The organism is Pauljensenia sp. C0170B5 (assembly GCF_056590195.1).
Window position 1 is genome coordinate 257,805 of the sequence record NZ_JBWPVR010000002.1, and the last position, 25,414, is coordinate 283,218.

The 25,414-nt window shown below is 60.6% G+C and carries 20 protein-coding genes; 3 read left to right on the top strand and 17 right to left on the bottom strand.

Translation table 11 applies throughout. From position 1 onward, the window contains the following. Positions 1–8: 8 nt before the first annotated feature. The 14 genes from AC1EJZ_RS04455 to rpsO form a co-directional block, all read right to left on the bottom strand. Positions 9–320: a helix-turn-helix domain-containing protein gene (locus AC1EJZ_RS04455; protein ID WP_058236441.1), complete on the bottom strand. Its 312-nt coding sequence runs from the start codon at positions 318–320 to the stop codon at positions 9–11. Between the two features lie 208 nt (positions 321–528). After that, the gene (locus tag AC1EJZ_RS04460; protein WP_480294007.1) at positions 529–2,313 is read right to left on the bottom strand and encodes an ABC transporter ATP-binding protein; all 1,785 of its coding nucleotides are present in this window, start codon (positions 2,311–2,313) and stop codon (positions 529–531) included. 14 nt (positions 2,314–2,327) lie between these two features. Next, positions 2,328–2,936 carry a CDP-diacylglycerol--glycerol-3-phosphate 3-phosphatidyltransferase gene (gene pgsA / locus AC1EJZ_RS04465; RefSeq protein WP_480294008.1) on the bottom strand — a complete coding sequence of 203 codons (609 nt, stop codon included), beginning with the start codon at positions 2,934–2,936 and terminating at the stop codon, positions 2,328–2,330. A gap of 17 nt (positions 2,937–2,953) precedes the next feature. Then, entirely contained in the window at positions 2,954–5,653 is a 2,700-nt protein-coding gene (locus AC1EJZ_RS04470; protein WP_480294009.1) for a DNA translocase FtsK, read from the bottom strand. A gap of 69 nt (positions 5,654–5,722) precedes the next feature. Further along, positions 5,723–6,667: a PfkB family carbohydrate kinase gene (locus AC1EJZ_RS04475; RefSeq protein WP_193599980.1), complete on the bottom strand. Its 945-nt coding sequence runs from the start codon at positions 6,665–6,667 to the stop codon at positions 5,723–5,725. Further along, on the bottom strand, positions 6,664–10,050 hold the full coding sequence (gene lysX, locus AC1EJZ_RS04480; protein ID WP_480294010.1) for a bifunctional lysylphosphatidylglycerol synthetase/lysine--tRNA ligase LysX: 3,387 nt from the start codon (positions 10,048–10,050) through the stop codon (positions 6,664–6,666). Before lysX ends, AC1EJZ_RS04475 begins: the two co-directional genes overlap by 4 nt. Then, positions 10,047–11,738, bottom strand: coding sequence for a ribonuclease J (locus AC1EJZ_RS04485; RefSeq protein WP_070725933.1), 1,692 nt, complete (start codon positions 11,736–11,738; stop codon positions 10,047–10,049). The genes lysX and AC1EJZ_RS04485 overlap by 4 nt, the downstream gene beginning before the upstream one ends. 71 nt (positions 11,739–11,809) lie before the next feature. Continuing rightward, positions 11,810–12,706 (bottom strand): 4-hydroxy-tetrahydrodipicolinate synthase, encoded by an 897-nt coding sequence (gene dapA / locus AC1EJZ_RS04490; protein WP_480294011.1) that lies wholly within the window; start codon positions 12,704–12,706, stop codon positions 11,810–11,812. 43 nt (positions 12,707–12,749) lie between these two features. Continuing rightward, on the bottom strand, positions 12,750–13,406 hold the full coding sequence (locus tag AC1EJZ_RS04495) for a GNAT family N-acetyltransferase (protein ID WP_070725937.1): 657 nt from the start codon (positions 13,404–13,406) through the stop codon (positions 12,750–12,752). Continuing rightward, positions 13,403–14,149, bottom strand: coding sequence for a 4-hydroxy-tetrahydrodipicolinate reductase (gene dapB / locus AC1EJZ_RS04500; protein ID WP_285014592.1), 747 nt, complete (start codon positions 14,147–14,149; stop codon positions 13,403–13,405). Before dapB ends, AC1EJZ_RS04495 begins: the two co-directional genes overlap by 4 nt. Positions 14,150–14,183: 34 nt before the next feature. Beyond that, complete coding sequence (locus AC1EJZ_RS04505) at positions 14,184–15,458, bottom strand: M16 family metallopeptidase (protein WP_070725979.1); 1,275 nt, start codon at positions 15,456–15,458, stop codon at positions 14,184–14,186. 65 nt (positions 15,459–15,523) lie between these two features. Further along, complete coding sequence (locus tag AC1EJZ_RS04510) at positions 15,524–16,216, bottom strand: hypothetical protein (RefSeq protein WP_058236433.1); 693 nt, start codon at positions 16,214–16,216, stop codon at positions 15,524–15,526. 209 nt (positions 16,217–16,425) lie between these two features. Further along, positions 16,426–18,846, bottom strand: a complete 2,421-nt coding sequence (locus AC1EJZ_RS04515; RefSeq protein ID WP_058236432.1) for a polyribonucleotide nucleotidyltransferase — start codon at positions 18,844–18,846, stop codon at positions 16,426–16,428. Between the two features lie 189 nt (positions 18,847–19,035). After that, positions 19,036–19,305: a 30S ribosomal protein S15 gene (rpsO, locus tag AC1EJZ_RS04520; protein WP_058236431.1), complete on the bottom strand. Its 270-nt coding sequence runs from the start codon at positions 19,303–19,305 to the stop codon at positions 19,036–19,038. Between the two features lie 230 nt (positions 19,306–19,535). On the opposite strand from rpsO, the gene AC1EJZ_RS04525 reads away from it, so the two are divergent. The 3 genes from AC1EJZ_RS04525 to AC1EJZ_RS04535 all read left to right on the top strand — a co-directional run bounded on the left by AC1EJZ_RS04525 (position 19,536) and on the right by AC1EJZ_RS04535 (position 22,778). Further along, positions 19,536–20,108, top strand: a complete 573-nt coding sequence (locus tag AC1EJZ_RS04525) for a YbaK/EbsC family protein (protein WP_480294012.1) — start codon at positions 19,536–19,538, stop codon at positions 20,106–20,108. Positions 20,109–20,178: 70 nt separating this feature from the next. Next, complete coding sequence (locus AC1EJZ_RS04530; RefSeq protein WP_058236429.1) at positions 20,179–21,483, top strand: glycoside hydrolase family 1 protein; 1,305 nt, start codon at positions 20,179–20,181, stop codon at positions 21,481–21,483. Then, positions 21,480–22,778, top strand: a complete 1,299-nt coding sequence (locus AC1EJZ_RS04535) for an MFS transporter (RefSeq protein ID WP_480294013.1) — start codon at positions 21,480–21,482, stop codon at positions 22,776–22,778. The genes AC1EJZ_RS04530 and AC1EJZ_RS04535 overlap by 4 nt, the downstream gene beginning before the upstream one ends. Positions 22,779–22,815: 37 nt before the next feature. On the opposite strand, the gene AC1EJZ_RS04540 is transcribed toward AC1EJZ_RS04535, so the two are convergent. From AC1EJZ_RS04540 to rbfA, 3 genes are read right to left on the bottom strand one after another with little or no spacing between them, the layout of a single operon-like run. Further along, positions 22,816–23,805, bottom strand: a complete 990-nt coding sequence (locus AC1EJZ_RS04540) for a bifunctional riboflavin kinase/FAD synthetase (protein WP_058236427.1) — start codon at positions 23,803–23,805, stop codon at positions 22,816–22,818. A 3-nt stretch (positions 23,806–23,808) separates the two neighbouring features. Continuing rightward, positions 23,809–24,756, bottom strand: a complete 948-nt coding sequence (gene truB, locus AC1EJZ_RS04545) for a tRNA pseudouridine(55) synthase TruB (RefSeq protein ID WP_285014585.1) — start codon at positions 24,754–24,756, stop codon at positions 23,809–23,811. A gap of 14 nt (positions 24,757–24,770) precedes the next feature. Beyond that, the gene (rbfA, locus tag AC1EJZ_RS04550) at positions 24,771–25,286 is read right to left on the bottom strand and encodes a 30S ribosome-binding factor RbfA (RefSeq protein WP_480294014.1); all 516 of its coding nucleotides are present in this window, start codon (positions 25,284–25,286) and stop codon (positions 24,771–24,773) included. Positions 25,287–25,414: the final 128 nt, after the last annotated feature.

Here is a 25,414-nt window from a genome sequence, read left to right on the forward strand (position 1 = left end):
GAACCGTTCTAGCTCAACAGCGCAACCGACATCAAATCATCGGGCACCGTATCGGGCACCGTTGTGCTTTCAATGATCGCCATGCGATCTGACACGGTGCGCAGGACGACCCACAGCGGGACGCCTAGTGCTCCGGTAATGGCTTGTAGCAGTTCAGAGGAGGCTTCTTTCTGTCCCCTCTCAACTTCGGACAGATATCCCAGCGACACCTGTGCCTGAGATGAAACTTCGCGTAAGGTCCGGCCCTGGTCCTGACGCAGTGAGCGCAGCACGTCGCCAATCTCGGTGCGAAGCAGTGGTGCTGTTGCAGTTGTCGTCATGTTCTGACTGTATCCTCTCGTTGAACTCACATGCATCCTATGTTCACCAACTGGGAAGTTACTGAACACCAGCTTGCAATGCGCAGGATCATTTCCTTGTCTGATCATTTCAACGCCCTTGACGATGTCTTTATTCCCGGCAGTTGACAGATCCCTAATGTGGGGTACGTCTCGATTCGGGGAGTTGGTACTCCCCTGGCCGGCAGCGTCAGTGCGTGATTTCAAATTGTTTGAGCAGTGTGCGGCTGGCGTGCGAGTCTGTGGCCTGCAGCGCCAGGAGCTGCGCGTAGATTCCGCCACTGCGCGCCAGTTCAGCAGGCGACCCGACCTCATCGATCGTCCCGTTCTTCAAGGTGACGATTCGATCCACCGTTGCGATCGTGGACAGCCTGTGCGCGATGATGATCGTCGTGCGCCCATGCATGAGTTCGTCGAGGCCGGCCTGAACCTGCCGTTCAGCTTTGGTGTCCAGGGCTGAGGTTGCCTCATCGAGCACGAGGATCGGCGCGTCCTTGAGCATGGCGCGAGCAACGGAGATGCGCTGTTTTTGCCCACCTGACAGTTTGATGCCGCGCTCACCGATCTGCGTGTCGAAGCGGTCGGGAAGGCGCTCAATGAACGACAGGGCGTTCGCGCGACGCGCCACCTCGACAATCTCGTCGTCCGTAGCGTCGGGTTTGCCGTAGGTGATGTTGTCACGAATCGTGCCGGAAAACAGGCTTGCGTCCTGGAAGACAACACCGATCTGATCGCGCAACGCCTGAGTCGGCACCTGCGTCACGTCATGTCCGCGCACCCTCAGCACGCCTGCATCAGGCGTGTACAGCTTCATCAGCAGGTTGATCATCGTGGTCTTGCCACCACCTGACTCACCCACAAACGCGATGCGTTCACCTTTGCGAATAGCGAGGGAAATATCGCGCAGGACTGCCTCGTCGGTGTAACCAAAGTTGACGTGGGTGTACTCGACGTATGGATCCTCGCTGGACCAGTCGATTGTCTCGTGCACGGCGGTCAGCGGCTCGTCGGGTTCTGACATGACTTTGAAGTACTCGTTGGAGCCGGTGATCGCCTTTTGCAGGGTATCCACGTAGTAGCTCATCGACGTGACAGGCTGCTTGGCCATGTTGATCAGTTGGATCAACAGCACCATCGATCCCACGGAGAAGGCGCCGCGAGCAGTTTGGATGAAGATAATCAGGTACACCGCGAAGAACACCAAGTCCAGGCACACGCGACGAATAATGTCCATGCGGTGCCAGTAGGCAGACTGGGAGCGCGTGATGCTGATTGCGTCGTCGTAGTGCCCGTCGAAGGCTTCCAGTTCGGAACGCTCGCGCGTATAGGACTTCACGACGCGAAGCTGGCCGATGACTTCAGCAAAACGGCCACCCGAGATGTCGTAGTGCTCGTTCTTCTGATGCTCCCACACTTGCCATTTCACCGAGGTTAAAGCTGTGAGCCAGACGAACAGCGGGTAGATGATGAACAGGCACAACGCCAGCCACGGCGAATGCAGGCCAGCCACCACCAGCACCGTGACGACGGTGAGGATCGTGGTGAAAAACGAATTGGCGAATACCTGCAGGAAGTCAGCCACCGAGGCAATTGAACGGTTCAGGCGCGAAATAATCGTGCCGGTCAGCTCGGAATCAAAATAGCGCTGCGGCAGGCGCAGCAGTTTCGAAAAATAGTTGTGCGACAGGATCGCGCGGATCCTCGTGCTCATCTGGTCACCCATATAGCCGGTGACGTTCGTGATCAACGAGTTCAGCACCATGAGTGCGAGCAGTCCAACGGCCAGCCACACCAGGGTGGTGATCGTCGCGTTCGTCTTGCCGCCGATCATGTCCACGACGATCTGCGTGCCCTGCGCGATGACGAAGGGGCTGAGCAGTGAGGTCGTGGTCGTGATAATGGCGCCGATGATAATGCCGACGTAGAGCGGCCACAGTGACCGGGCACTTGACAGGATCCGCCAGATATTCTTCATGTCTGAGATGACACCTAATGTTTGCCGAACAGTTTGACGCTTTCGATCACGTAGCCGGCTCCACTCCACAATGTGGCGATCAGAGTCAGTGCTGCAACGACGACCATGAACCATGATCCCGGCATAACGATGTTCCAAAAAGTGGACCAGGGCAGCAGCAGGATGAAGATCAGGAACATTTGCAACAAGGTCTTGAACTTACCTGCAAGCGATGCAGCAACGACAACTGAGCGTTTGAGCAGGAGTGCACGCAACACCGTCACGCCTAGTTCTCTTGCCGCAATGACGATGGTGAACCACCACGGGAGGTAACCCGCGATGCTCAGCATGATGAAGGCGCTCAAGGTCAGTGCCTTGTCGGCAATCGGATCCATGATCCGGCCGAAATCGGTAATGAGGTCCTGCGAGCGGGCGATGTGCCCATCGAGCTGGTCGGTGACGCCGGCAATCACGAACACGCTGACCGCCCACCAGTGCAGGTTCCAGTCATGCTGCAGCATCAAGATGATGAGGATGGGCACCATGATGAGGCGAAAAACAGTCAGGATGTTGGGAACATTGACCCAGGAGCGCTTCGGCCCCTCATCCAACATCGAGACGTTTTCCGGTGCTGACTTCATCATGATGAATCCTATCGTGTTCAGCGACCAGTCAGTTGCCAGGCGTCTTCATTTGGACCTGACCCGTCGTCATAGTCCTTCTCATCGACCCAGTCATCAGGTGCGCCGATGCTGGTCAGGTCCCGGTGAGGGTGGGCGAACGGCCCTGCATGTGAGTCATGACCCATTGAGTCGCCGTACGCGTCAGGTGCGTGATCAGCGGACGAGGGCGCGCCGTGGTAGCCGCCCTGACTGGAAGCCGGATCGGCAGGCTGTTCCGGTTCGGAAGCATGTACGGAATCCGTTTCCCCGCGCAGCATTGCCAGCACGTCTGGCAAGGACTCAGGTGGAACCAGCACTTCGCGCGCCTTGGATCCTTCGGACGGGCCGACAATTTCGCGCGATTCCAGCAGATCCATCAATCGTCCTGCGCGTGCGAACCCGATGCGCAGTTTGCGCTGCAGCATGGAGGTGGAGCCCAGCTGTGTGGAAATCACCAGTTCGGCTGCCTGCAGCAGATCCTCAAGATCATCACCAATATCCTCAGCAACCTTCGGCTTCTTCGCAGGTGCCGTGACGTCTTGACGGTACTGCACTTCCATCTGCTCCTTCACATGCGTGACAACAGCATGGATTTCAGATTCAGTGACCCACGAGCTCTGAACGCGCAAAGGTTTCGCCGCACCCGCCGGCAGATACAGGCCGTCACCTTGACCGATCAGCTTTTCAGCACCGGTCTGGTCCAAAATCACGCGCGAGTCAGTTTGCGAGGCTGTTGCGAACGCGAGACGAGAGGGAACATTAGCTTTAATGCCGCCGGTGACCACGTCCACCGACGGGCGCTGGGTGGCCAGCACCAGGTGAATGCCGGCCGCACGTGCCAGCTGTGTAATGCGCTGAATGGACGCTTCCACGTCACGAGGCGCCACCATCATCAGGTCCGCCAGCTCATCGACCACGACCAGCAGGTACGGGTAGGGCTTGAGCGTGCGATCCAGTCCCGGCAGCGCGTGCACCTGCCCGGACAGCACGGCCTTGTTGAAGTCGTCAATATGACGGAACTTGTATGTGTGCAGGTCGTCGTAACGCCTGGTCATCTCTTCAACAACCCATTCAAGCGCTTCGGCGGCTTTCTTCGGATCCGTGATGATCGGTGCGATCAGGTGCGGTATTCCGTCATAGACCGTCAGTTCCACACGCTTGGGGTCCACCAGAATCATGCGTACCTGCTGCGGAGTGGCGCGCATCATGATGGATGTGATCATCGAGTTGATGAAGCTCGACTTACCCGAACCGGTCTGGCCTGCAACCAGCAGGTGCGGTGTCTTGGCCAGGTTGGTGACAACGTAGCCACCCTCGACGTCCTTACCCACACCGACCATGAGCGGGTGGTGATTGCGCTTGGCGACACCGGAGCGCAGCACGTCACCCAATGCGACCGTCTCGCGGTCAGGGTTCGGGATCTCCACACCGATGGCGGACTTGCCGGGAATCGGTGAAATGATGCGCACGTCTGCTGTTGCCACAGCGTAGGCAATGTTCTTCGACAGGTTCGTGATGCGTTCGACCTTGACGCCCGGACCCAGCTCGACGACGTATCGAGTCACCGTGGGGCCGCGCGAAAAGCCTGTCACTGTGGCGTCGACGTTAAATTCGGTCAATACGCGCTGCAGGGCCTCGATGATCTGATCGTTCGCGGCAGAACGCGTCTTGTGCGGCGCGCCGCGGACCAGAAGGGATTCGTCAGGCAGCGTATAGGAAATCGACTCGTCGAGCTCGGGCTGGAAGGAACTGGCAGGCGGCTCGGTCGTGGGCGGTGCGGCCAGTGTGGAGGTCTCCTCCCCTGCTCCCGTATCTGCCTGTGGCAGGACCTGGGTTGCTGCTTCTGGTTCGTGGTCTGACGAGGGGGGCTCCGTTTCCTCGATGTCCTGGTGTTCTGACACATTCGGGACGGCGTGTGCGCTCTCGTGTGCACGGCGGAACGCTTCATCCGCGTCGTAGGAATCCAGCTGAGCGGTGGCCGCAAGCTCGTCCTCGTCACTATCGACATCGTCTGCATCAATGCGTTCACGCTGGTCCTGGCGTGACAGGATGCGCCACCATGAGCGCAGCACTGCGGGAATGTCACTGATCCGGGTGCGGGTGGCAAGCAGCAGTGAGTACAGGGCGAGCAGCACCAAAATGGGGATCGCTCCCCAGGGTGACAGCAGCTGAGCCAGCGGGCGTCCGATGAACCAGCCGGCAAGCCCTCCGGCTGCTTCGATCCGGTCGAAGGAATCGATGTTCGGGTTTCCCGCGGTGATGTGGGTGATGCCCGCGATCGACATGGCCATGCCGATTCCACCTGCAATGTGGTGTGGCAGAGCGTGCTGGCCGGAGCGCGCCTTGATAAGCTCGATCGACAGGGCGACGAACACGATCGGCACCAGAACGGAGAACAGTCCGACCAGGCCGGCTACCGCGTGATGCACGATCATTCCTGCGGCCCCCGATATGCCGAACCATTCACGCAGGGCGATGATGATGGCCAGCCCACACAAGATGAATGCCAACGCGTCGCGTTTAAGCTGAGGGTCCGTAGCGCGCCACTGCTCGTGTGCGCTGCGAACCGCGTGGCCTGTTGCCGACGCTGCCCGCGCCAGGCCGCCTGGGCGTGCCGGAGCGTTCTCGGCGCGTGCAGAGGAGCGCCCCGAGGTTCGAGAGCTGCGAGTACGCGAAGATGATGCAGATTTTTTGGCCATGATACTTCGACGCTACCGCGAACACTTTCCGATCCGTTTCAGACGCGCCGACCGACGCGCCAGATCGCCTCACATGGAGTATTTCACGCGTTTTTCCCGCAGGACTTCCTCGATCTGGCTGCGCGTGGGCACCGGCAGTGCCGATTCATGTGAAATGGTCACCGCGGCCGCGGCGTTGGCAATGCGGCATGCTTCGATCAGGTCGTGCCCCTCCAACAGTGCGGCAGACATGATCGCGATATGAGTATCGCCCACACCGACCGTGTCAACGGTAATGGAATCGAATGCGGGAATCTGCACGCGCGGCGAGTTCTCATCGACCTGCACTTCGCACCCCATCACGCCCAGGCGACGCACGATTGCGGCGTCGGGGCGTATGACATGTCGAATCGCAGTGCCAGGCTCAGTAGTTGCCAGAATCCGGCTCAACGTGGAGGCCTGGCGGATATTCATGGTCAGAACATCCACACGTTTCAGCAGTCGGCGCCACGCCCACACTGGTACCTGCTCCACAGCCGGTGACACGGAGACCACCAAAGTGACATCATCGGGCAGGTCTGCTCCCCATCCGGACAGGACGCGCGCACTGGACTCGTTGACCAGGTCAGCGCCACCGATATGGACAAGGTCCCCCTCCTGCAGCTCAATACGGTCGAGGGCGGCACGCGATGGCTCAGATTCAACGCCTGACGTAGCGACGGACGTGGTCGAGCCGTCGTTTTCCACCAGCATGATGGCAGCGCCGATGTCGCCCACCAGTTCATCAGTCACGATCTGGACGCCAGCGTGGGCAAGCTGGCGGCGCACGGTGAAGGAGTTCGGTCCGGTTCCCAGTGGTGAGGCCAGCAGCGCGGGGATCCCGTAGGCTGCCACGGCTGACAGCGTGGTGAAACCACCTCCCGGTCGTGACATGGCGCTGTCTGCCCGCACGGATGTTCCCCGCTCGGGGATGTGATCAACGTGCAGCGGGAGCGACAGCACGATGGAATCTGTCGAGATGAAACGACCGGTCATGCCATTACCGTACCTTCTGTTCCTGCGTGAGTCATAGGACGCACATATGGGAACGCCAGAATCTGACGAATCGTGCTGCCGGTCAACAACATGACCAACCGATCCATTCCGATTCCCACACCTCCGGTCGGCACCAATCCCAGGTCGAGGTCATCGAGAAATGCCGTGTCGATGCTCATTGCCTCAGGGTCTCCCGCTGCTGCCGCCAGCGACTGTTCAACGAAACGTTCGCGCTGGTCAATAGGGTCTGTCAGCTCTGTGTAGGCCGTGCCTAACTCCATGCCAAAAGCCACCAGGTCCCACCGTTCGGCAAGACGGGGGTCGTCGCGATGTTTGCGGGTCAGTGGCGAAGAGGATGCTGGGAAGTCGCGGTAGAACGTCGGCTGAACCGTTTGCGCTTCAACTAGGTCATCGTAGAGTACCGCGATCAGTGCTCCGTGGTCGACAACGGGTGGTACGTCAATGCCGTGCGCGTGACAGAGGCCGATAAGCTCATCATCGTCCGAATCCGGTGTCACTGTGGTGTTCGTGGCAGCACTGATCGCCTCATGGACACCAATCACAGGCCACTCACCTGACAGGTCGTATTCGACCATGTCTACACCGTCGTAGCGGCACACCGTCTGCAATCCCTCGGTACCGAATGACCCTGCCGGCCGCAGACATACGCATTGTCCGTTGACTTCCAGGGCGCAGCGTTGGATGAGTTCCTGGGCCAGATGACGCATCGTTGTGTAGTCGCCGCCCGCTCGGTAGGCCTCCAGGGAGGTGAACTCGGGATTATGGGTCATGTCCGCCCCCTCGTTCCTGAAGGAGCGTCCCATTTCGAAAATGGCGTCCATACCCGCCACAGCCAGTCGCTTCAAGTACAGTTCGGGAGCTATCCGCAAGAATACGTTGGAACCATAGGCATTCAGGTGTGTAATAAATGGCCGAGCGTTCGCCCCGCCCTTAATCGGATGCAGGATTGGCGTTTCCACTTCGGTAAATCCGTTGTGCGCCAGCACAGCGCGCGTAGTGGCCATCACGCGCGAGCGTTTGCGCAGAAGATCCACCGCAGTGGAGTCTGTCAACAGATGTGTCACACGCTGGCGGGAGCGGGTCTGAGCATCCAGCGTCGTGCCGTGGGCAGGCAGAGGACGCAACGATTTTGCCGCCATCGTCCACGTTGCCACCCGCACCGTCGGCTCGCCAAAGCGTGTACGTCCTGGGTGCCCTGTTACTGCCACCGAGTCTCCGATGTCACACAGGCCCCACAGTTCGAACACTGCCGGTTCCGTCGTGGATTGTTCCAGCATGATCTGAATCGTCTGCCCGCCTCGGTCAAGGTCGGCGAAGATGATGCCGCCATGATCTCGGATGGCACGGATGCGCCCACCGGTAGTGACCTCGTCAGGGGACCAGGTATCATCGGCACACTGCCGCGCTTGAGCGCGCACCTGATCAGGGAGAAGCCCCAGCGACAGTGACGGGGGCCACGGTTCCATACCGCTTTGGCGCAGACGCTCAGCCTTGGAGCGGCGGACGCGTTCTTGCTCCGTGAGTGCACGCTGCGGCACAACAGCCTGATGGGCTTCCTGCTCGATGGCGTGCACTGCCCGGCGGTGTTCGTCATCAATGCCCCATGACTGTCCATGGTCAATGTCAGCCCATACGGGCAGGAAACCCTCTAGTCCACCGGCTGCAGCCAGAACATGTGTGATTTCTGCGAACGTGCGATAGCACATATAACGAGGAAACCACTCGGGGCGGTAGCGGGAATTGGATTCATACAGGGACTCGAGCTGCCACCATTTGGATGCGGCGCGCATGATGCGCCGGAGCAGCCGGGCACGCCACGTGGCATCAACCGCCTCGCCCTCGCGAAAAATGCGACGGAACATCGCAAAGTTCAATGAGATCGCGTTGATCGGCCCGTCAGCGCAGTCCGTTATCAGGGCGACAATCATGGCTTCAATGATGCCGTTTGTCGCTGTAGCTGATCGACGCATCAGGTTCAGTGACAGCCCCGTATTGCCCCACGGCACGAATGTCAGAATTGCTTCGATAGTCCCGTCACCTGCGCGGGCAACGACTACTCGTGTGCGTGAATCCACCGGGTCGAACATGCGGTCCAGCGCCATGGAAAAGCCGCGTTCGTCGCCTCTGCGATACTCGTTGGCGACCCGTTCCAGGCAGCAGCGTTCCTCGGCGTCGATCTCTCCGAGTTGGCGGATCGAAATATCGATACCGGCGCGTGCCACTCGGCGAACCGCATGGGCAAGGTCTTTCATGTAGGGATCACGCAATTCGAAGTCGCGGACGTGGACGATTGCTTCACCCCCCATGGCTCGCACGGCAAACCCCTGCTGTCGGTAGGCACGCGCTCCTGATTCGGAGGCAGAAAGAACGGCCGGAATCCATCCGAAGCGGGCGCAGCGCAGGCGCCACTGCGCGATCGCGTTCTGCCATGATTGGGGATCACCCAGCGGGTCGCCGGCAGCCATGCAGACACCAAACAGAACCGAATAGGATACGCCGGCACGTTGATCTGTTGACAGCACCAGGGACCGGTCACCACGGGTTGCGAAGTACCCGAGCGAATCTGTTCCCCAACGGGCCAGCAGTTCGCGCGTTTTCAGGTCATCTCCGCAAGTGCGTCCCGGCGTTTTCTGCCCGCGCAGGAAGTAGGCCAGTGCCAACAGATAGATCAGCGCTGACCATAAAGACAACGCCAGTGCAAGGGGACGCGGCCCTATCGGCTCGCTACCGTCGGTCAGTGTCAGCGACACGAAGCCCAGAGAGCGTGAAATCACCCATCCGGGTCCAGCAGTGGTATGCGACCACGGTCCCCACGTCACCAGCACAATTCCCCACACGATCGAAGTGCCGATCCCTGTGATCAGAATGACCAAGGCACCGACGAGGGACCCGCGCACAATGTGCGAGGGAAACGAGGCCCGATAGTGCAACAGCGCCACCATCACGATGAGCGCCACGAGCGGCGAGATCAGTAAGGACGGCATATCCAGCCACACAGCGCTACCGTCCGCAACGAAAAGGATGATGAACAACACGGACGTGAGGGCGCCAATGATCTGGAAAAAGGCGATGGCCCATAGTACGACGCGTTTTCGTCGCGATGCGGCCAGCGCGATTGACCCACACACTACTGCTTCGAACAGGCCGGCACCCGACGGCAAGTTCAACGCGCTCGTGATCAACATGCCGATTTCAACGACGCGCGGAGCGATCAGGTGGATCAGCACCGACAGGAGGGACCAGATCATCGTAATGGCGTAAATGTCCGAGACGATGGTCGGTATTCTCAGCGCGCGGGCGGTGGCCTGCTCGCTGGCTGGTGGAAGCGGACTGCGTTTCGATGTGGACGGTGTTACGTTCACTGCTCGACCACGACAGGCACAATCATCGGGCGGCGACGCAGCTTGCGCGCCACCCACCTGCCCAGAACGCGCCGCATGGCCTGCTGCAGTTTGTAGGGATCCTGTCCTCCTGGCGCTGCTGCCTGGCGCAGTGCGTCATCCACATCAGGCAGGATCTCGTCGAAAACAGAATCGTCCTCAGCCATGCCGATCGCGCGGATCGTCGGCGGTGCGAGCACCATCCCTGAATCATGTTCCACCACGGCGTACACGCTGATGAACCCTTCGGCTCCCAGCGTGCGACGCGTCTCGAGTTCGTCGTCGGAAATTTCACCGATCGAGCGTCCGTCGACGTAGATGTATTCACATGGAACCGCGCCCACAACGCGCGCTTTCCCATCGATCAGGTCAACGACCACGCCGTCTTCAGCCAGCACGACATTTTCCGGGGAGACACCTGTCTTGACGGCCAGCTGTCCGTTGGCCACCAGGTGGCGGATCTCGCCGTGAATCGGCATGACGTTGGCTGGCTGCACGAGGTTGTAAGCGTAGATGAGTTCACCGGCAGAGGCGTGACCGGACACGTGAACCTTCGCATTGGCCTGGTGCACGACTTTTGCGCCCAGTCGAGTCAGGTCGTTGATGACCCGATAGACCGAGTTTTCATTGCCCGGGATCAGTGAGGAAGCGAACACCACAGTGTCGCCCGGTTCGATCGTGACGAATCGGTGCGATCCTACGCTCATGCGTGACAGCGCGGCCATCGGTTCGCCCTGCGAGCCGGTCGCCATGTAGACGCGCTGCTCTGGAGGCAGCTCCCCTATCATCGAGCGTTCGATCAGGACACCCTCGGGAATTGACAGGTAGCCTTTTTCTTCCGCGATGCGCATATTGCGTTCCATTGACCGTCCCACGAGGGCAACCCTGCGTCCACTGCGCGCCGCCGCATTGATGACCTGTTGGACGCGGTGCACGTGCGAGGCGAAGGAGGCCACGATGATCTGGCCGGTCGCATCTGAGAAAACCTGGTTGAGGACGGGGCCGATTTCGCGTTCAGGAGTGATGAATCCTGGCACCTCGGCGTTTGTGGAGTCCACCATGAACAGGTCGACGCCTTCTTCGCCGAACCGGGCGAATGAACGCAGGTCGGTCAGGCGGTGGTCGAGGGGCAACTGGTCCATCTTGAAGTCGCCGGTCATCAGAACTTTGCCGGCGGGAGTGCGCACGAACACTGCGAGCGCATCCGGAATGGAGTGCGTCACCGCAATAAATTCCAGGCTGAACGGGCCGACCTCGGCAGTGTCATGTTCATCTACGACGTTCAGGGGAGGGTTCTCCAGGCGGTGCTCGCGCAACTTGGGCTCAACGAACGACAATGTCAGGTCCGACCCATAGATCGGGATGTCAGAGCGCAGTTTGAGCAGGTAGGGGACGGCGCCGATGTGATCTTCGTGGCCGTGGGTCAGTACCATCGCCTCCACATCGTCGAGGCGCTCCTCAATCCACGAGAAGTCAGGCAGAATCAGGTCAACACCTGGCTGACTTTCTTCGGGGAAGAGAACGCCGCAGTCGACGATGAGCAGCTTTCCGTCATATTCGAGGACGGTCATGTTGCGGCCGACCTCACCGAGACCACCGAGGGGCACGATCCGCAGGGCGCCCGCGGGTAGGGGTGCCGGTTCGGTTAAGTTTTCGTACAGGGACTTCATGGGGCAAGTGTCTCACGCATTGGACCGCGCTGAAAGCGGCGGCGCGCGTCCAGATGTTTTCCCACGCTATTTCACAGCAGGTTCATGCGTTCCATGACGTGACGCAGGCGCGTGAGCTCCTCATCAGATGCCGGCACGAGCGGCAGGCGGACGGCCGGTGTGTCGATGATTCCCTGCAGTGCCAGTGCGGCCTTCGCCATCACTGTCCCTTGTCCACCTCCCATGATGGCGTCGACCAGTGGGCGTAGTTCGAAGTGGATTTCGCGCGCTTCCCACACCTGGCTGTCATCCAGAAAATCAATCATCCGGCGGTACTGGGCGGCGGCAACGTGGGCAACCACTGAGATCAGTCCTGATGCGCCGGCCACCAGCCAGTTGAAGTTCTCACCGTCATCGCCTGAGTAGTATTCCAACCCTGTGCGATGCATACGTGCCGATCCTCGTTCCACCTGACCGGTCGCATCCTTCACGCCTTTAATGCGGTCGTATTGGGCCAGCTCATCGAACGTCTCGTCGCTGAACGCCAGGCCGGTGCGCCCCGGAATGTCGTAGAGCATGATCGGCAGGTCGGTCGCGTCCATTATGGCGCGCACGTGCGCAATCAGTCCAGCCTGGGAAGGTCGGTTGTAGTACGGGGAGACGACCAGCAGACAGTCAGCTCCGCATGCCTGCGCTCCTTCCGCGATGCGCACGGCGTGAGCAGTGTCGTTCGAGCATGCGCCGCACATGATGTGAGCGCGCTGACCCACAGCTTCCTTGACAGCTCTGGTCAGTTCGTCCTTTTCAGGTTGGTGGGTGGTCGGTGATTCACCCGTCGTACCCGACAGAAGGATCGTGTCGCATCCGTCGTCGACCAGTTTGGTGGCCAGCCTGGCTGCTGCCTCGGCATCAAGTGAGCCATCCTGGTGAAAAGGGGTCACCAGTGCGGGCGCGAGGGATCCGAATGTACGTGACGGAAGATGTTTCATGTTTCACAGTCTAGGAGATGGCGTCACGAGGGGCCGCGTTGTTTCAGTTGGTGGATTCTGCAGGGTGGTCGCACCCTTCAGGGCCGCGAGCACCGGCACTGTCTGCTTGCGCATTCGGCCTGCCACCGCCACCTGATCCCGCGGAGTCGAGTCCTGCCCACCACAGGTGCTGCGTCATCGGCGTTCCTGCCACATCGAGCCGTCTGAGCAGCCCTGCCGGCGCAAAACCTGCTGACTGGAAGAATCTGACGCGCGCTTCATCGTTGGGGCTGATCCACACCTGGAGACTGCGGGCAGACAGCCCCGCTTCCCGCGCGGTATCCACAATCGCGGCCAGCATGCGGGAGGCGTGTCCAGAGCGCCTGAATCTCTCGTCCACGTCGAGGGCGGCCAGCTCAAGGCCGTCTGGAATATCAGGTGCCTTCGCATGGTCAATGTGATGGGACGGTGCCGGCTGCGCGACCACGAACCCGACAACGCGGCTGCCGTGCAGCGCCACCATTGTGGAGCATCCCGGCGGTGGTATGCGTGAGAGCGTGTCATTCCAGGCGCGCTGCACCTCCAGAGGCGAAACGTCGACGGATGCTCCCCCTACGGCGCGGGCAACGCTGCGTAGGGATGCGACCTGAATGGCAGCAATGTCGGCTGCATCCGGGGCGGTTGCGGGGCGTACTGAGACGCGGCTATCAGCGTTGCTCATAGTGTCATGAGCTGATCGACACCGACGGTCAAACCAGGCTGTTCGTGCACGTGACGGATAGCGAACAGGACGCCGGGCATGAACGATGCGCGGTCAAAGGAATCGGTGCGGATGACGAGCTGCTCGCCCTCGTTTCCCAGCAGGATTTCTTCATGTGCGACCAGTCCACGCAGCCGCACGGCGTGCACGGGGACACCGTCAATGACGCCGCCGCGAGTTCCTTCAGGGTCGGTGCGGGTCGCATCGGGCATCGGATCGCATCCTGCTTCGCGGCGGGCACGGGCAATGCGTTCAGCTGTGGCGCGAGCCGTTCCCGAGGGTGCGTCCAGCTTGTTCGGATGGTGCATCTCGATCACTTCAGCCGATTCGAAGTACGGCGCGGCCATTTCGGCAAATTTCATCGCCAGAATTGCTGACATCGCAAAGTTCGGCGCGATGATGACGGATCTACCTGCGCGTTCGGCGTGCTCCGCGACGCGCCCGCGAGACTCATCGGTCCAGCCCGTTGTCCCCACCACGACGTTTACGCCGCAGTCCAGCAACGCATGCACATTATCTTCTGTCACGGCCGGAGCGGTGAAATCAACAGCGACCGTCGCCTGGTTGAGTGTGTCGGTGGTGATCTGGTCATCGACGTCAATGCGTGCAACGACTTCCATGTCTGGTGCTGCGCTGACGGCCTCAACGACGGTCGCACCCATGCGTCCTCGTGCACCAACGACTGCAACTCGCAGTGTGTTCATCTCTCCTCCTTCGCCGCGGTGGCCTGCGGCTGTCTTAGCTGCGCACGTTCGGCAGCACGACCGCGCGGCCCTGCTCGGCGTTGACCAGCTCAGCTGCCAGCGCTCGCACGTCTTCCTGGGTGACTGCGTTGATGCGGGCCAAGCCCTGATCGACCGTGAAATACGTGCCGGTCAGCTCGGCGTTACTCAGCCGGCCCATCCGTGACAGGTTATCTTCCAGCCCCAGGGCGATCGCGCCGCGCACGTGTCCACGTACCCGAACGATCTCTTCCTCGGTCGGCCCGTCAGAAGCCAGAGCCTGCAGTTGTTCGTTCATGAGCTGTTCAACCTGCTCCACGTGTGCGGGCGACGTGCCGGCATACATCCCGAATGCGCCGGCATTCGAGTAGCGCATGTTGAAGGCATATGTCGTGTAAGCCAGGCCGCGTTTTTCACGGATCTCCTGGAACAGGCGTGACGACATCGACCCGCCCAGGATAGACAGCAGTACTGACATCGCAGGGATGCGGTCATCACCGACCTGCAGCGCAGGGCATCCGACGATCACATGAGCCTGTTCGACGTCGCGGTGACGTTCCTGGACAGTGGGTTGTGCCAGCTGTGCCGGTGTTGTGTCACGCCTGGGAGCAGGTCCGAGGCCTCCCTCGTCCCCACGCCACCCTGCCCGGTCGAGCGAAGCAGCAACGAGGTCGACGATGTGGTCGTGTTCAACGTTTCCGGCAACGGAGACGATGAGGCGGTCTGGACCGTAATGGGACTGGTAGTGCTCCCACACGTCGTCACGGCTGACGGCTCGGATTGCTTCAGGAGTTCCGCCGACCGGTTTGCCCAGCGTTGTGTCACCGAAAACAGCGGCAGCGAATGCTTCGTGGACTGCATCGAGCGGTGAGTCCTTCGCCATCGCCAGTTCGTCAAGGATCACGCCTTTTTCCACGTCGAAGGCGTCGGGCACCAGCGATGAGGAGGTCACCATGTCGGTGAGGACACTCAGCGCCATATCCACATCCGCGTCACGCACCCGCGCATAGTACTGCGTGTGTTCCTTGTCGGTTTCCGCGTTTGTTTCACCGCCGACCGCGTCGAATGCGACCGCAATATCGAGCGCACTCATCGTTGGTGTGCCTTTGAACAGCAGGTGCTCCAGGAAGTGTGTGGCTCCAGCGTGAACAGGGCTTTCGTCGCGCGAGCCGACCGGCACACACAGCCCGATTGCCGCTGAGCGCGTGGCAGGGACGTGCTGAGTGATGATTCTGACGCCGCGTGGCAGGATCGTGCGCGTCACCGTCGTTTCATCATCGCTGACGGTCATTGACGAGGCCGCTGCCTGCGCGCCGCCGAGTGGAAGATCGATACCAGTTATGGTTGGTGCGGTCACTAACGAGATTCCTTTGGTGCATTCGTTGATGTGCCATTTGACGCGGATGGCGTAATTGACGAGTCGGGCAGGTCAAGCGGGTCGGCACCCTGGCGCGCCTGCTTCGACGTCATCTTGGAGCCTTCAGTTGCGGAGGCGCCGACAGGTGCGATGTCTTGTGGCGGATCGCTTTCCAGGCTCGAGCGAGACTTGAGCGGAGCCGTTGTGCGTGTTTTGGCGCTTGCCGTCTTGTCGTTGCGACTGGCTGAGGTGTCAGCGTTGGACTCCTTGGCGCTGGTGCCCAGGTGCTTTTCCGACGGGATGCCGCCGGTGAGTGCGATGATCAGAGCGATCAGAAGTGCGAGAGCCATGATGGCGAAGAACCACGTCATCCATCCGAATCCCACTTCAATACCCCATGCAGATGTTGCGGCGCTTGCGATTCCGACGATCACGGCGGCGGCAACCGTCATGCACAATGCCCACATATAGAAGCTGCGTGGTGACTGGCGGGTGATAGCGCGCGCAAAGCCGAGAACTGTGGCAACCAACAGAGCTGGGCAGGCGATGACAATGATGCTGCCGACCGTCATCGGTGCGACGTAGCCGGGGTCTGCGGTTTCAATGCCGCCGGTGGACATCAGTATCAGCCATGCCAGCGTATCCAAGACAAAAAGGGCGCCGAATAAGACCGGATCCGTGAAGCGCTTCATGAGCTGTCCTTTCGTTGGTTCGCAGCTGTGTTGCACGCGTCAGACTTAGCTTATGCCATTGAGCCGCGGCGCACCTGCCTGTGACCATACCGGCGTTGTTCGAGGCAGGCCTTCGGCCAGCCCACGAAGGAGGCGCGGCACCCTCAGTCGGGTGCCGCGCCCTGCCGAGTCAGCATCACTCAGCGTTCAGACTTATTCAGCGTTCTCACTTACTCAGCATCGTCGGAGGAGTCAGTGGAATCTGACTGATCCTTCGAGTCTGCGTCGTGAGAGCCGCCCTCGTCGTTGTGATGACGACGGGTGCGGGTGCGCTGGCGACGCTCTCCACGGCCGCGTCCGCGACCGCGTCCGGAGCGCTCTGAACGATCATCCTGGTCCTTGTCGGACTGTCCGGACTTGTCCTTACGCGGTTCCGGCTCGAATTCAGCGGCCTCTCCGTCAACGACGGCATGCAGAGACAGCTTGCCACGGTCACCGATTTCAGCGATCTCAACCTCGATCTGCTGGCCCACCTGCAGCACGTCATCGACAGATTCGATGCGCTTGCCACCGACCAGGCGACGAACCTGCGAAATGTGCAGCAAACCGTCCTTACCTGGCGTCAGGGAGACGAATGCGCCGAAGGATGTCGTCTTGACGACGGTGCCGACGAACCGCTCACCCACCTCAGGCATCTGCGGGTTTGCGATCTGGTTGACCATGGTGCGTGCCGCTTCTGCAGAAGCACCATCGGAGGAAGAGATGAACACTGTGCCGTCATCTTCGATGACAACTTCAGCGCCTGTCTCGTCCTGAATCTGGTTGATCATCTTGCCCTTGGGTCCAATGACCTCACCGATCTTGTCGACCGGAACCTGGACGGTGATGATGCGAGGCGCGTTGGCGGACATCTCATCGGGGCCGTCGATCGCGTCGTGGATCAGCTTGAGGATCGCCAGGCGGGCATCGCGAGCCTGTGCGAGCGCGGAACGCAGGAGCTGTGAATCAATGCCGTCCAGCTTGGTGTCCAGCTGCAGAGCGGTGATGAATTCGCTGGTGCCCGCGACCTTGAAGTCCATGTCGCCGAAGCCGTCTTCTGCGCCGAGGATGTCGGTCAGGGTCACGGCCTTCTGCTCACCGTCAATTTCGCCGGTCATCAGGCCCATTGCGATACCGGCGACGGGTGCGCGCAGCGGCACGCCAGCCTGCAGCAGTGACAACGTTGAGGCACACACCGATCCCATTGAGGTGGAGCCGTTCGAGCCCAATGCCTCGGAGACCTGACGGATGGCGTAGGGGAATTCTTCGCGCGTGGGCAGAACCGGCTTGAGAGCGCGTTCAGCCAGGTCACCGTGACCGATTTCGCGGCGCTTCGGGGATCCGACGCGGCCGGTGTCACCGGTGGAGAATGGCGGGAAGTTGTACTGGTGCATGTAGCGCTTGGAGGTAATCGGGCTCAGGTTGTCGAGCTGCTGCTCCATGCGCAGCATGGCCAGCGTGGTCACACCCAGGATCTGGGTTTCGCCGCGCTGGAAGAGTGCTGAACCGTGGACGCGAGGCAGAAGACCGACCTCAGCGAACAGGGAGCGGATCTCGCGCGGATTACGGCCATCCATGCGGATGCCTTCACGCAGTGTGCGCTCACGAATCGTCTTCTTCTCCAAGGCGCGGAATGCAGCCTTGAGGTCCTTCTCGCCTTCAGGGAACTGTTCCTCAAGTGCTGCCAGAGCCTCGTCGCGCACAGCGTCAACGGCCTCGTCGCGGGCAAGCTTGCCTTCAGTCTTGAGGGCCTCGGCCAGCTTGTCACCCACCTGCTTTTCGAGGGCGTCGTACTCTTCGTCGGTGTAATCAAGGAAGAGCTCAAATTCGCCTGTTTCCTTGGAGGCCTTCTCCGCCACCTTCATCTGTGCTTCGCACAGCGCGCGAATGAATGGCTTAGCGGCTTCCAGGCCGTCGGCAACGACATCTTCAGTCGGCGCGGTGGCACCGTTTTGGATGAGTTCCCATTCGTTCTCGCCGCCGCCGGCTTCCACCATCATGATGGCCACGTCATCCGTGCCGTCCTCGTTGGTGACGATGCGGCCGGCGACCACGATGTTGAACACGGAGCGCTGCAGCTCGGACCAACGCGGGAATGCGACCCACTGGTCATCGATCAGAGCCAGGCGCGTACCACCGATCGGGCCAGTGAAGGGCAGGCCCGCGATCTGGGTGGACATCGACGCCGCGTTAATGGCGAGGACGTCGTATGCGTCATCGGGGTGAACCGCAAGAACGGTCTCAATGATCTGGACTTCGTTGCGCAGGCCCTTGACAAATCCGGGGCGCAGCGGGCGGTCGATGAGACGTGCAGCCAGAATGGCTTCAGTTCCGGCGCGGCCTTCGCGACGGAAGAATGATCCGGGGATGCGGCCAGCAGCGTAGGAACGCTCTTCCACGTCGACGGTCAACGGGAAGAAGTCGAACTGATCTTTGGGATTTTTCCCTGCGGTCGTGGTGGACAGGACGACTGTTTCGTCGTCGAGGTATGCCAGCGTTGAGCCGGCAGCTTGTTGCGCAAGCAGTCCGGTTTCAAAGCGGACGGTGCGCTTACCGAATTTGCCATTGTCGATAATGGCTTCGGCAGCGGTGATTTCTTCGCCTTCCATCATGGGCGTAATACTCCATTTCTTGTTCTGGTCATGCGCCCGACGTCGGCCTTCGATCGAAGCCCACGGACCGGCATTTTCTGTTCACGCGTTCCGTAAGCCACTGTCGAAAACCGCTCGTTCAAGGCGCGCATTGTCGAGTCGGGATAGCAAAAGCGGCCCGGTTCCAGGTGGAGCCGGGCCGAGCTTTACTCAGCGACGCAAGCCAAGGCGGTCGATCAGTGAACGGTAGCGTTCAATATCGATGTCCGACAGGTATCCGAGGAGCCTGCGGCGACGACCAACCAGCAGCATCAATCCACGACGTGAGTGGTGATCGTGCGGGTGCGACTTGAAGTGCTCCGTCAGATCCTTGATTCGCTGGCTCAGCAGAGCAATCTGCACCTCGGGAGAGCCTGTGTCGCCCTCATGAGTTGCGTACTCAGCAATGATCTGGTCTTTAACATCTTTACTCAGCGGCACGTGTTCTCCTCAAATGTCTCGCTGCGCGGAGCATCGAAGCTTGTCTTCGTGCAATCCATCCCGCGGCCGATCTAACGGCGAATATAGGCTAACACGCCCCGCCCTCACTTCAGCCTGATCAGGGCGAAAATCACGCTGCGAGCGCGGTGAGATGGCGCACGTTCAGCTTCAATGTCTCATCATAAGAAATTCAGGTGGCGCCTGTTGATCAGGCAGGCTGAAATAACCATATGAGTATTGAATTGGATGGAACAGCGACATGGCTCCCTGCCCTCGAGCATCTCGATCTTCTCGCGGATCCTACCGCGAAGGCACTTCAGGAACTGGCCAAGCGCGAGCCGGAGCTGACTGCGCAGGCCCTTGTAGCCGATATTGATCCGGATTACGCCGATACCGAGGCGATGACTGAGCACTACCAGATGAATCTGGCTCTGTCGTGCAACTGCGTGCTCATTGCCGGCAAACGCAGTGGTGAGGAGCGCGTGGCTGCCGCTGTCGTGCGCGCAACGACGCGAGCCGACGTCAACCATGTCATCAAGAAGACACTGGACGTGCGCAAGTGCTCGTTTTGGCCGCAGGACAAAGCAGTGGAAGCCTCCGGCATGGAATACGGCGGCATCACACCTGTGGGCGTGCCGCCACAGTGGCGCCTGCTGTTGGATCCGCGCGTGATAGTCGACATGTGTGTCATCGGGTCAGGTCTGCGTCGCTCCAAGTTGGCGATGCCCGGCGAGTTGCTGGCGGCCCTGCCCGGTGCCGAGGTGATCGAGGGACTCGCACAGCCGGTCAACGAACAGGCCTGACGAGGCTCACATCCCATGCTGCTGTGAGCGACCACTCACATACGTGCTGTCGCCCTGCTAGCATCACGGTATGGATCCCGACGACGTGACCTTACCGACCAGCCTGCATCTGGGCGTCGCCACGTCCTCCCTTCAGATCGAGGGCGGCGACACCCACAACGACTGGCATGACTGGGCTCAAAAGCCCGGCACTATCCGCGACAACTCCGACCCCGCTACTGCGGTCGACCACTGGCAGCATTGGCGCGAGGACATCGAACTGATGCGCAACCTTGGCATTCGCGACTACCGAATGTCCCTGGAGTGGGCGCGCATCGAACCCGAAGAAGGTGTTTTCGACACTGACGCCATTGCCCATTACCGACACGAGCTCGAAGCACTCGTCGAAGCAGGGATCCGACCCCTCGTGACGCTGCACCACTTCTCTAATCCGCGCTGGTTTGCCCAGCGAGGTGAATTCACCCGCCACGAGAACATCACCTGCTTCATGCGTTTCGTCTATCGGGTAGTACGCGAATTTCGCAACCTCGTCACCGACTGGGTGACGATCAACGAACCCAATGTCTATGTCACGCAGGCGCACCTGTTCCAGGAAGGTCCCCCGGCAGATGTATCGTGGCGCAGCGTGCGCGCCTGCCTGCGCCACCTCGCTCAGGCTCACTGCCGCGCCTACATGCTGATCCACCGGCTGCAACCAGAAGCGAAGGTCGGTTTCGCGCACCACATGCGTGTTTTTGTGCCGCGCGTCGCCTCGAACCCGTCGCACAGGGTACTCACCCGCGTTGCACGCTATGCGTTCCAGGACGCCATCGCACAGGCAATGCTGGTCGGTGAGTTTCCGGTCGCCCTCGGCACAAGTGGCGGAGTAAAACCGGGGCGCTACTACGACTTCCTGGGCATCAACTACTATTCGCGCAGCGCGATCGACAAGCTCGAAGATGGCACCATACCCGGTACCCCTGTCAACGACCTGGGCTGGGAGGTCTACTCTGACGGCATCGTGGAGGTGACACGCGAACTGGCTGAGCGCTACAACGCACCCGTATGGATCACTGAAAACGGCACGTGCGACAACGGCGATGCAAACGCCGATGAATCATTCCGCTGCCGCTTCATCTGGGATCACCTGAATGCACTGGCGCACAGTGGCCTGCCCGTCGAGCGCTACTACCACTGGTGCTTTACCGACAACTGGGAGTGGAGCGAGGGAATGACAGCGCGCTTCGGCCTGGTCAGTGTGGATCCTGCCACCGGTCAGCGCACGTGCAAACCCTCCGCCCTCATGTACCGCGACATCATTCGCGAAGGCGCACTGACACCGGATCTTTACGACACCTACGTTGCCGGCCAGCGTTACCGGGAGGATCCGCAATGAGCACCGCACCTGACCAGACCCACCACCACGATCACTTCGTTGATCCTCATGCGCGACCACCCGTCACCAAAGGCTGGATCGGTCGCTACGGATTGGCTTACCTGGGCATCAACCTGGCGTGGGCGGGCCCCAGCCAGCTCCTCATCGCCAAGCAGGTCCTTGACTTCTTCGGAGACAACGGCAAAGAGCAGTACCTTGCGCTGATCATGGCGGTCGGCGGTGCGGCCTCCATTATCGCCACCGCATTGTGGGGATTTGTCACCGACTGGACGCGTTCGCGTTTTGGGCGTCGATCCCCGTGGGTGCTGATTGGCGCGGTAACATCAGCTGCCTTGCTGGTGTGGATGGGCGGGGCATCCTCGTTCGTCAGTTTGCTGATCGCGTGGACGCTGTTCCAGATCATGATCGCAAGCGCCGTGGGAGCGAGCCAGGCGATGGCACCCGACCGTGTTCCGACCAACCAGTACGGCACGGTTTCAGGCGTCATGGGTCTGACGTACACACTCGCCCTAGTCCTCGGCACGGCAATCGGCACGGTCTTCGATGTCGCGCCGGCCTACTGGATTTCCGCTGCAGTCGTGGTGGTCCTGGTCGTACAGTTCCTGGTTTTCTACCGCGAGGTCCCCACTGGCGAGGGCGTCTTCTCGATCTCACCGACCACACCTGCCGCGACCGATGACAGTGATGAGGATGTGAAGAAACCCGTCGGCGCTCAGGCGAATGCCGACCGTCCATATGCAGACTTTATCTGGGTGTTCATTGCGCGCATGGCTGTGACCCTGGGGAACGTGACGGCACTGTTCTACCTGTTCTACTACCTGAGAGATCGCATCAAGCTGGACGATCCAGATACGGGCGTGCTGATCCTGACCGGAATCTATGCGCTGGCCGTGGTGGTGTGCGCCGTGGCGGCCGGGTCGATTTCTGACAAGATGCACCGGCGCCTGATTTTCGTGGCCGGATCATCCGTTGGGGTTGCGGCCGCCTGCTTGATCATGGCGTGGGCGCACGCGTTCTGGGTGGTCATTATTGCCGCACTGGTACTCGGCATTTCGTGGGGCGTGTACATGGCGGTCGATCAGGCGCTGATCAACGAGGTACTGCCAATCCCCGCGCAACGCGGACGCGATGTCGGAATCATGAATATCGCGGTTGTCACGCCAAATGCGCTGGCACCGGTCGTGGCAGCGGGAGCCTTGTCATTCCTGGGCGGCTATGCGGGCCTGTATATCCTGTCCGGAGTGCTCGCTCTGACCGGCGCACTCGTGATTTATCGGGTGAAGAACGTGGCGTGAGCAGCTTGCCTGGTGCCGAGCAGATGTCTGCTCTCAGTCAGTTGGCCGTCACGGCATCAGGATCCACGCGTCCTGACACGCCGATCCCCAGCACCAATGCTGTTTGCCGCAGATCATCATCCATCTGAGCCGTCAGAGCATCGACCGAGTCGAACGCCTGCATCGCACGGATGCGTTCCACGAAGTGCACCGCGATGCGCTCGCCATACAGGTTCAGGTCGGCGCGCCCCAGCACGTGCGCTTCAACGGTGCGCTTATCTCCACCGAACTGCGGGTTGGTGCCCACTGAAATCGCTGCCGGATAGAACTCACGCGCCGTCGTATTCGGCACCGAGCGCACGACCCATCCGGCATACACACCGTCCGCAGGCACCACACCGTCGATCCCCTCGGACAGATTGGCAGTCGGAAAACCGAGTTTGCGTCCGCGTTTGAATCCGTGCTGAACAACGCCACGCACTCGGTGCTGTCGGCCCAAAACATATGCCGCCTGAGCAACGTCACCCTCGTCAAGTAGTTCACGAACCCAGGACGACGACCAGCGCCGACCTTGCGGGCTGATGATGTCAGCGACCATCACCACATCAAAGCCGTATTCTCTGCCCAGTTCACGCAAGGTTTCGACCGTGCCGGCGTTGTCTTTGCCAAAACGAAAGTCCTCACCAACCACAACTTCCACAGCACCCAGTACCTCAACGAGCGTGAGCTGGACGAACTCGCGCGCCGTCAGCGAATAGAAGGAGCGGTCATAGTGGATGACAAGCGTGTGATCAAGGCCGGCAGCATCCATCGCGCTCAGGCGATCTTCCAGTGGGCTGATCAGCTGCATATGCGAGTCGGGCTGGTGGACTTGCCGGGGGTGCGGGTCAAAGGTGCAGGCCACTGCCGCCACCCCGCGTTTGCGCGCACGGTCCACGCAGGCGGAGATCACACGCCGATGACCGCGGTGCATACCATCGAAGTTGCCGATGGTCACCACGGAGGCGAAATCTCGTGGCACTTGGTCAATTGACGTCCACACCTGCATGTCTTACCACACCCTTATCGTGCGCAGAGCACCGTTTTGTACCTTCACCAGGCCTAAAGGCCGGCCTTCACAATACACGCCGATCGGCTGGTCCACATTCATATCAGCCAGCTGCGCGCCGCTGCGTTCAGGCGGATTCCCGTGAGCAAAGCGCGCGGCCTCCTCCTGAGAAATCTCAAGGGTGTCAAAGAGTCTGCTGACGGCCTCACCAATGGGAATGATCGGCACGTCGGCTCCTTCAGCGGTCAGCGCTTCAAGCCGATCCAGTGGCGCAGCATCGTCCAGGGTGAACGCGCCGGCCTGCAGGCGGCGCAAAGCAGTCAGGTGTGCAGCTGTGCCGAGCTGTTCGGCAATGTCGCGGGCAATGGCTCGCACGTAGGTGCCGGCCGAACATTCAACGTGAATATCACAGTCCACCACCGGCACGCCTGCCTCCGCTGCGGTCGGGCGGAGCGGACCAGTCAGGTCAATCGCGCTGATATGAACCTCGCGCGGAGGGATGTGGACGTCTTCTCCTTCGCGCACCAGGGCGTGCGCACGCTTCCCACCGATCTTGATGGCAGAGACGGCAGAGGGCACCTGCCACCCGCGTTCACGCACCACACGGGCAGCGTCGGCCACCTGATCGACTGTTACATCGCTGGCTCCTGGGCACTCCGTGACCTGCCCATCTGCGTCCTCGCTGGTTGTCCCGATTCCCAGACGCATGGTGGCGTCATAGATCTTCGTACTGGCGCTCAGGTAGGTGAGCAGCCGCGTCGCTTTGCCGATACCGATCACCAGCACACCGGTCGCCATCGGGTCGAGCGTACCGGCGTGCCCGACTTTACGGGTGTGCGCCAGTCGTCGCACACGGCTCACCACGTCGTGACTGGTCATCCCCTGGGGCTTGTCAACGATCAGAATTCCCGAGGGTGGCTGTGGCTTCTGCTTCGAATCGGTAGGTGTCATGGATCTGGGCGGGCCTAGATTTCGTCGGTGTCGGCGTCGGCCTCGTCGATGTCTGATTGATCGACGTATGTGTCGTCAGCGCCTCCCTCGTCGGCGTATTCCTCGTCGTCTTCTTGGGGATGACGGTAGGGATCTGCCTCGCCGGCATAGCTGGCACCTTGAGCACCGCGCGCGATCTCCTCATCACGCGCACGAGCCTTGCCCAATGCATCTTCAATGGAGGCGGCCGTCTCTGGAAGCGCGTCGAGGATGAATTCGAGCGTCGGGGTCAATCGAATGCCCAATGCCTTGCCCACTTCGGAGCGAATCAGCCCCTTGGCGGATTCGAAAGCGCGCGCCGTTGCTGCGCGTTCCTCGTCATCACCCAGGACGGTGTAGAACACGGAGGCGTGCTGCAAGTCTCCTGTGACGCGCACATCTGTAATGGTCACGAACCCCAGGCGCGGATCCTTGATGCGTCGGCCCAGCAAGCGTGCAACCGTCTGATGAATCCGGTCCTCCACCTTATGTACTCGCGATTCATCTGCCATGGTGATGCCTCCTGTGCTGGTAAACAAACGTTGCGACCCTCTATCGTACGTGTCTGCGCCGTCGTGTTCCTAGTGATCGTGTCCATCACCTCATGTTCACCGTCAGCACATCGGCGGCTGCATAATAG

Excerpts from the sequence above, each read along its gene's own strand:
- AC1EJZ_RS04455 (WP_058236441.1), bottom strand. The coding sequence starts at position 320 with ATGACGACAACTGCAACAGCACCACTGCTTCGCACCGAGATTGGCGAC.
- AC1EJZ_RS04460 (WP_480294007.1), bottom strand. The coding sequence starts at position 2,313 with ATGAAGAATATCTGGCGGATCCTGTCAAGTGCCCGGTCACTGTGGCCG.
- pgsA (WP_480294008.1), bottom strand. The coding sequence starts at position 2,936 with ATGATGAAGTCAGCACCGGAAAACGTCTCGATGTTGGATGAGGGGCCG.
- AC1EJZ_RS04470 (WP_480294009.1), bottom strand. The coding sequence starts at position 5,653 with ATGGCCAAAAAATCTGCATCATCTTCGCGTACTCGCAGCTCTCGAACC.
- AC1EJZ_RS04475 (WP_193599980.1), bottom strand. The coding sequence starts at position 6,667 with ATGACCGGTCGTTTCATCTCGACAGATTCCATCGTGCTGTCGCTCCCG.
- AC1EJZ_RS04485 (WP_070725933.1), bottom strand. The coding sequence starts at position 11,738 with ATGAAGTCCCTGTACGAAAACTTAACCGAACCGGCACCCCTACCCGCG.
- dapA (WP_480294011.1), bottom strand. The coding sequence starts at position 12,706 with ATGAAACATCTTCCGTCACGTACATTCGGATCCCTCGCGCCCGCACTG.
- AC1EJZ_RS04495 (WP_070725937.1), bottom strand. The coding sequence starts at position 13,406 with ATGAGCAACGCTGATAGCCGCGTCTCAGTACGCCCCGCAACCGCCCCG.
- dapB (WP_285014592.1), bottom strand. The coding sequence starts at position 14,149 with ATGAACACACTGCGAGTTGCAGTCGTTGGTGCACGAGGACGCATGGGT.
- AC1EJZ_RS04505 (WP_070725979.1), bottom strand. The coding sequence starts at position 15,458 with ATGACCGTCAGCGATGATGAAACGACGGTGACGCGCACGATCCTGCCA.
- AC1EJZ_RS04510 (WP_058236433.1), bottom strand. The coding sequence starts at position 16,216 with ATGAAGCGCTTCACGGATCCGGTCTTATTCGGCGCCCTTTTTGTCTTG.
- AC1EJZ_RS04515 (WP_058236432.1), bottom strand. The coding sequence starts at position 18,846 with ATGATGGAAGGCGAAGAAATCACCGCTGCCGAAGCCATTATCGACAAT.
- AC1EJZ_RS04525 (WP_480294012.1), top strand. The coding sequence starts at position 19,536 with ATGAGTATTGAATTGGATGGAACAGCGACATGGCTCCCTGCCCTCGAG.
- AC1EJZ_RS04530 (WP_058236429.1), top strand. The coding sequence starts at position 20,179 with ATGGATCCCGACGACGTGACCTTACCGACCAGCCTGCATCTGGGCGTC.
- AC1EJZ_RS04535 (WP_480294013.1), top strand. The coding sequence starts at position 21,480 with ATGAGCACCGCACCTGACCAGACCCACCACCACGATCACTTCGTTGAT.
- AC1EJZ_RS04540 (WP_058236427.1), bottom strand. The coding sequence starts at position 23,805 with ATGCAGGTGTGGACGTCAATTGACCAAGTGCCACGAGATTTCGCCTCC.
- truB (WP_285014585.1), bottom strand. The coding sequence starts at position 24,756 with ATGACACCTACCGATTCGAAGCAGAAGCCACAGCCACCCTCGGGAATT.
- rbfA (WP_480294014.1), bottom strand. The coding sequence starts at position 25,286 with ATGGCAGATGAATCGCGAGTACATAAGGTGGAGGACCGGATTCATCAG.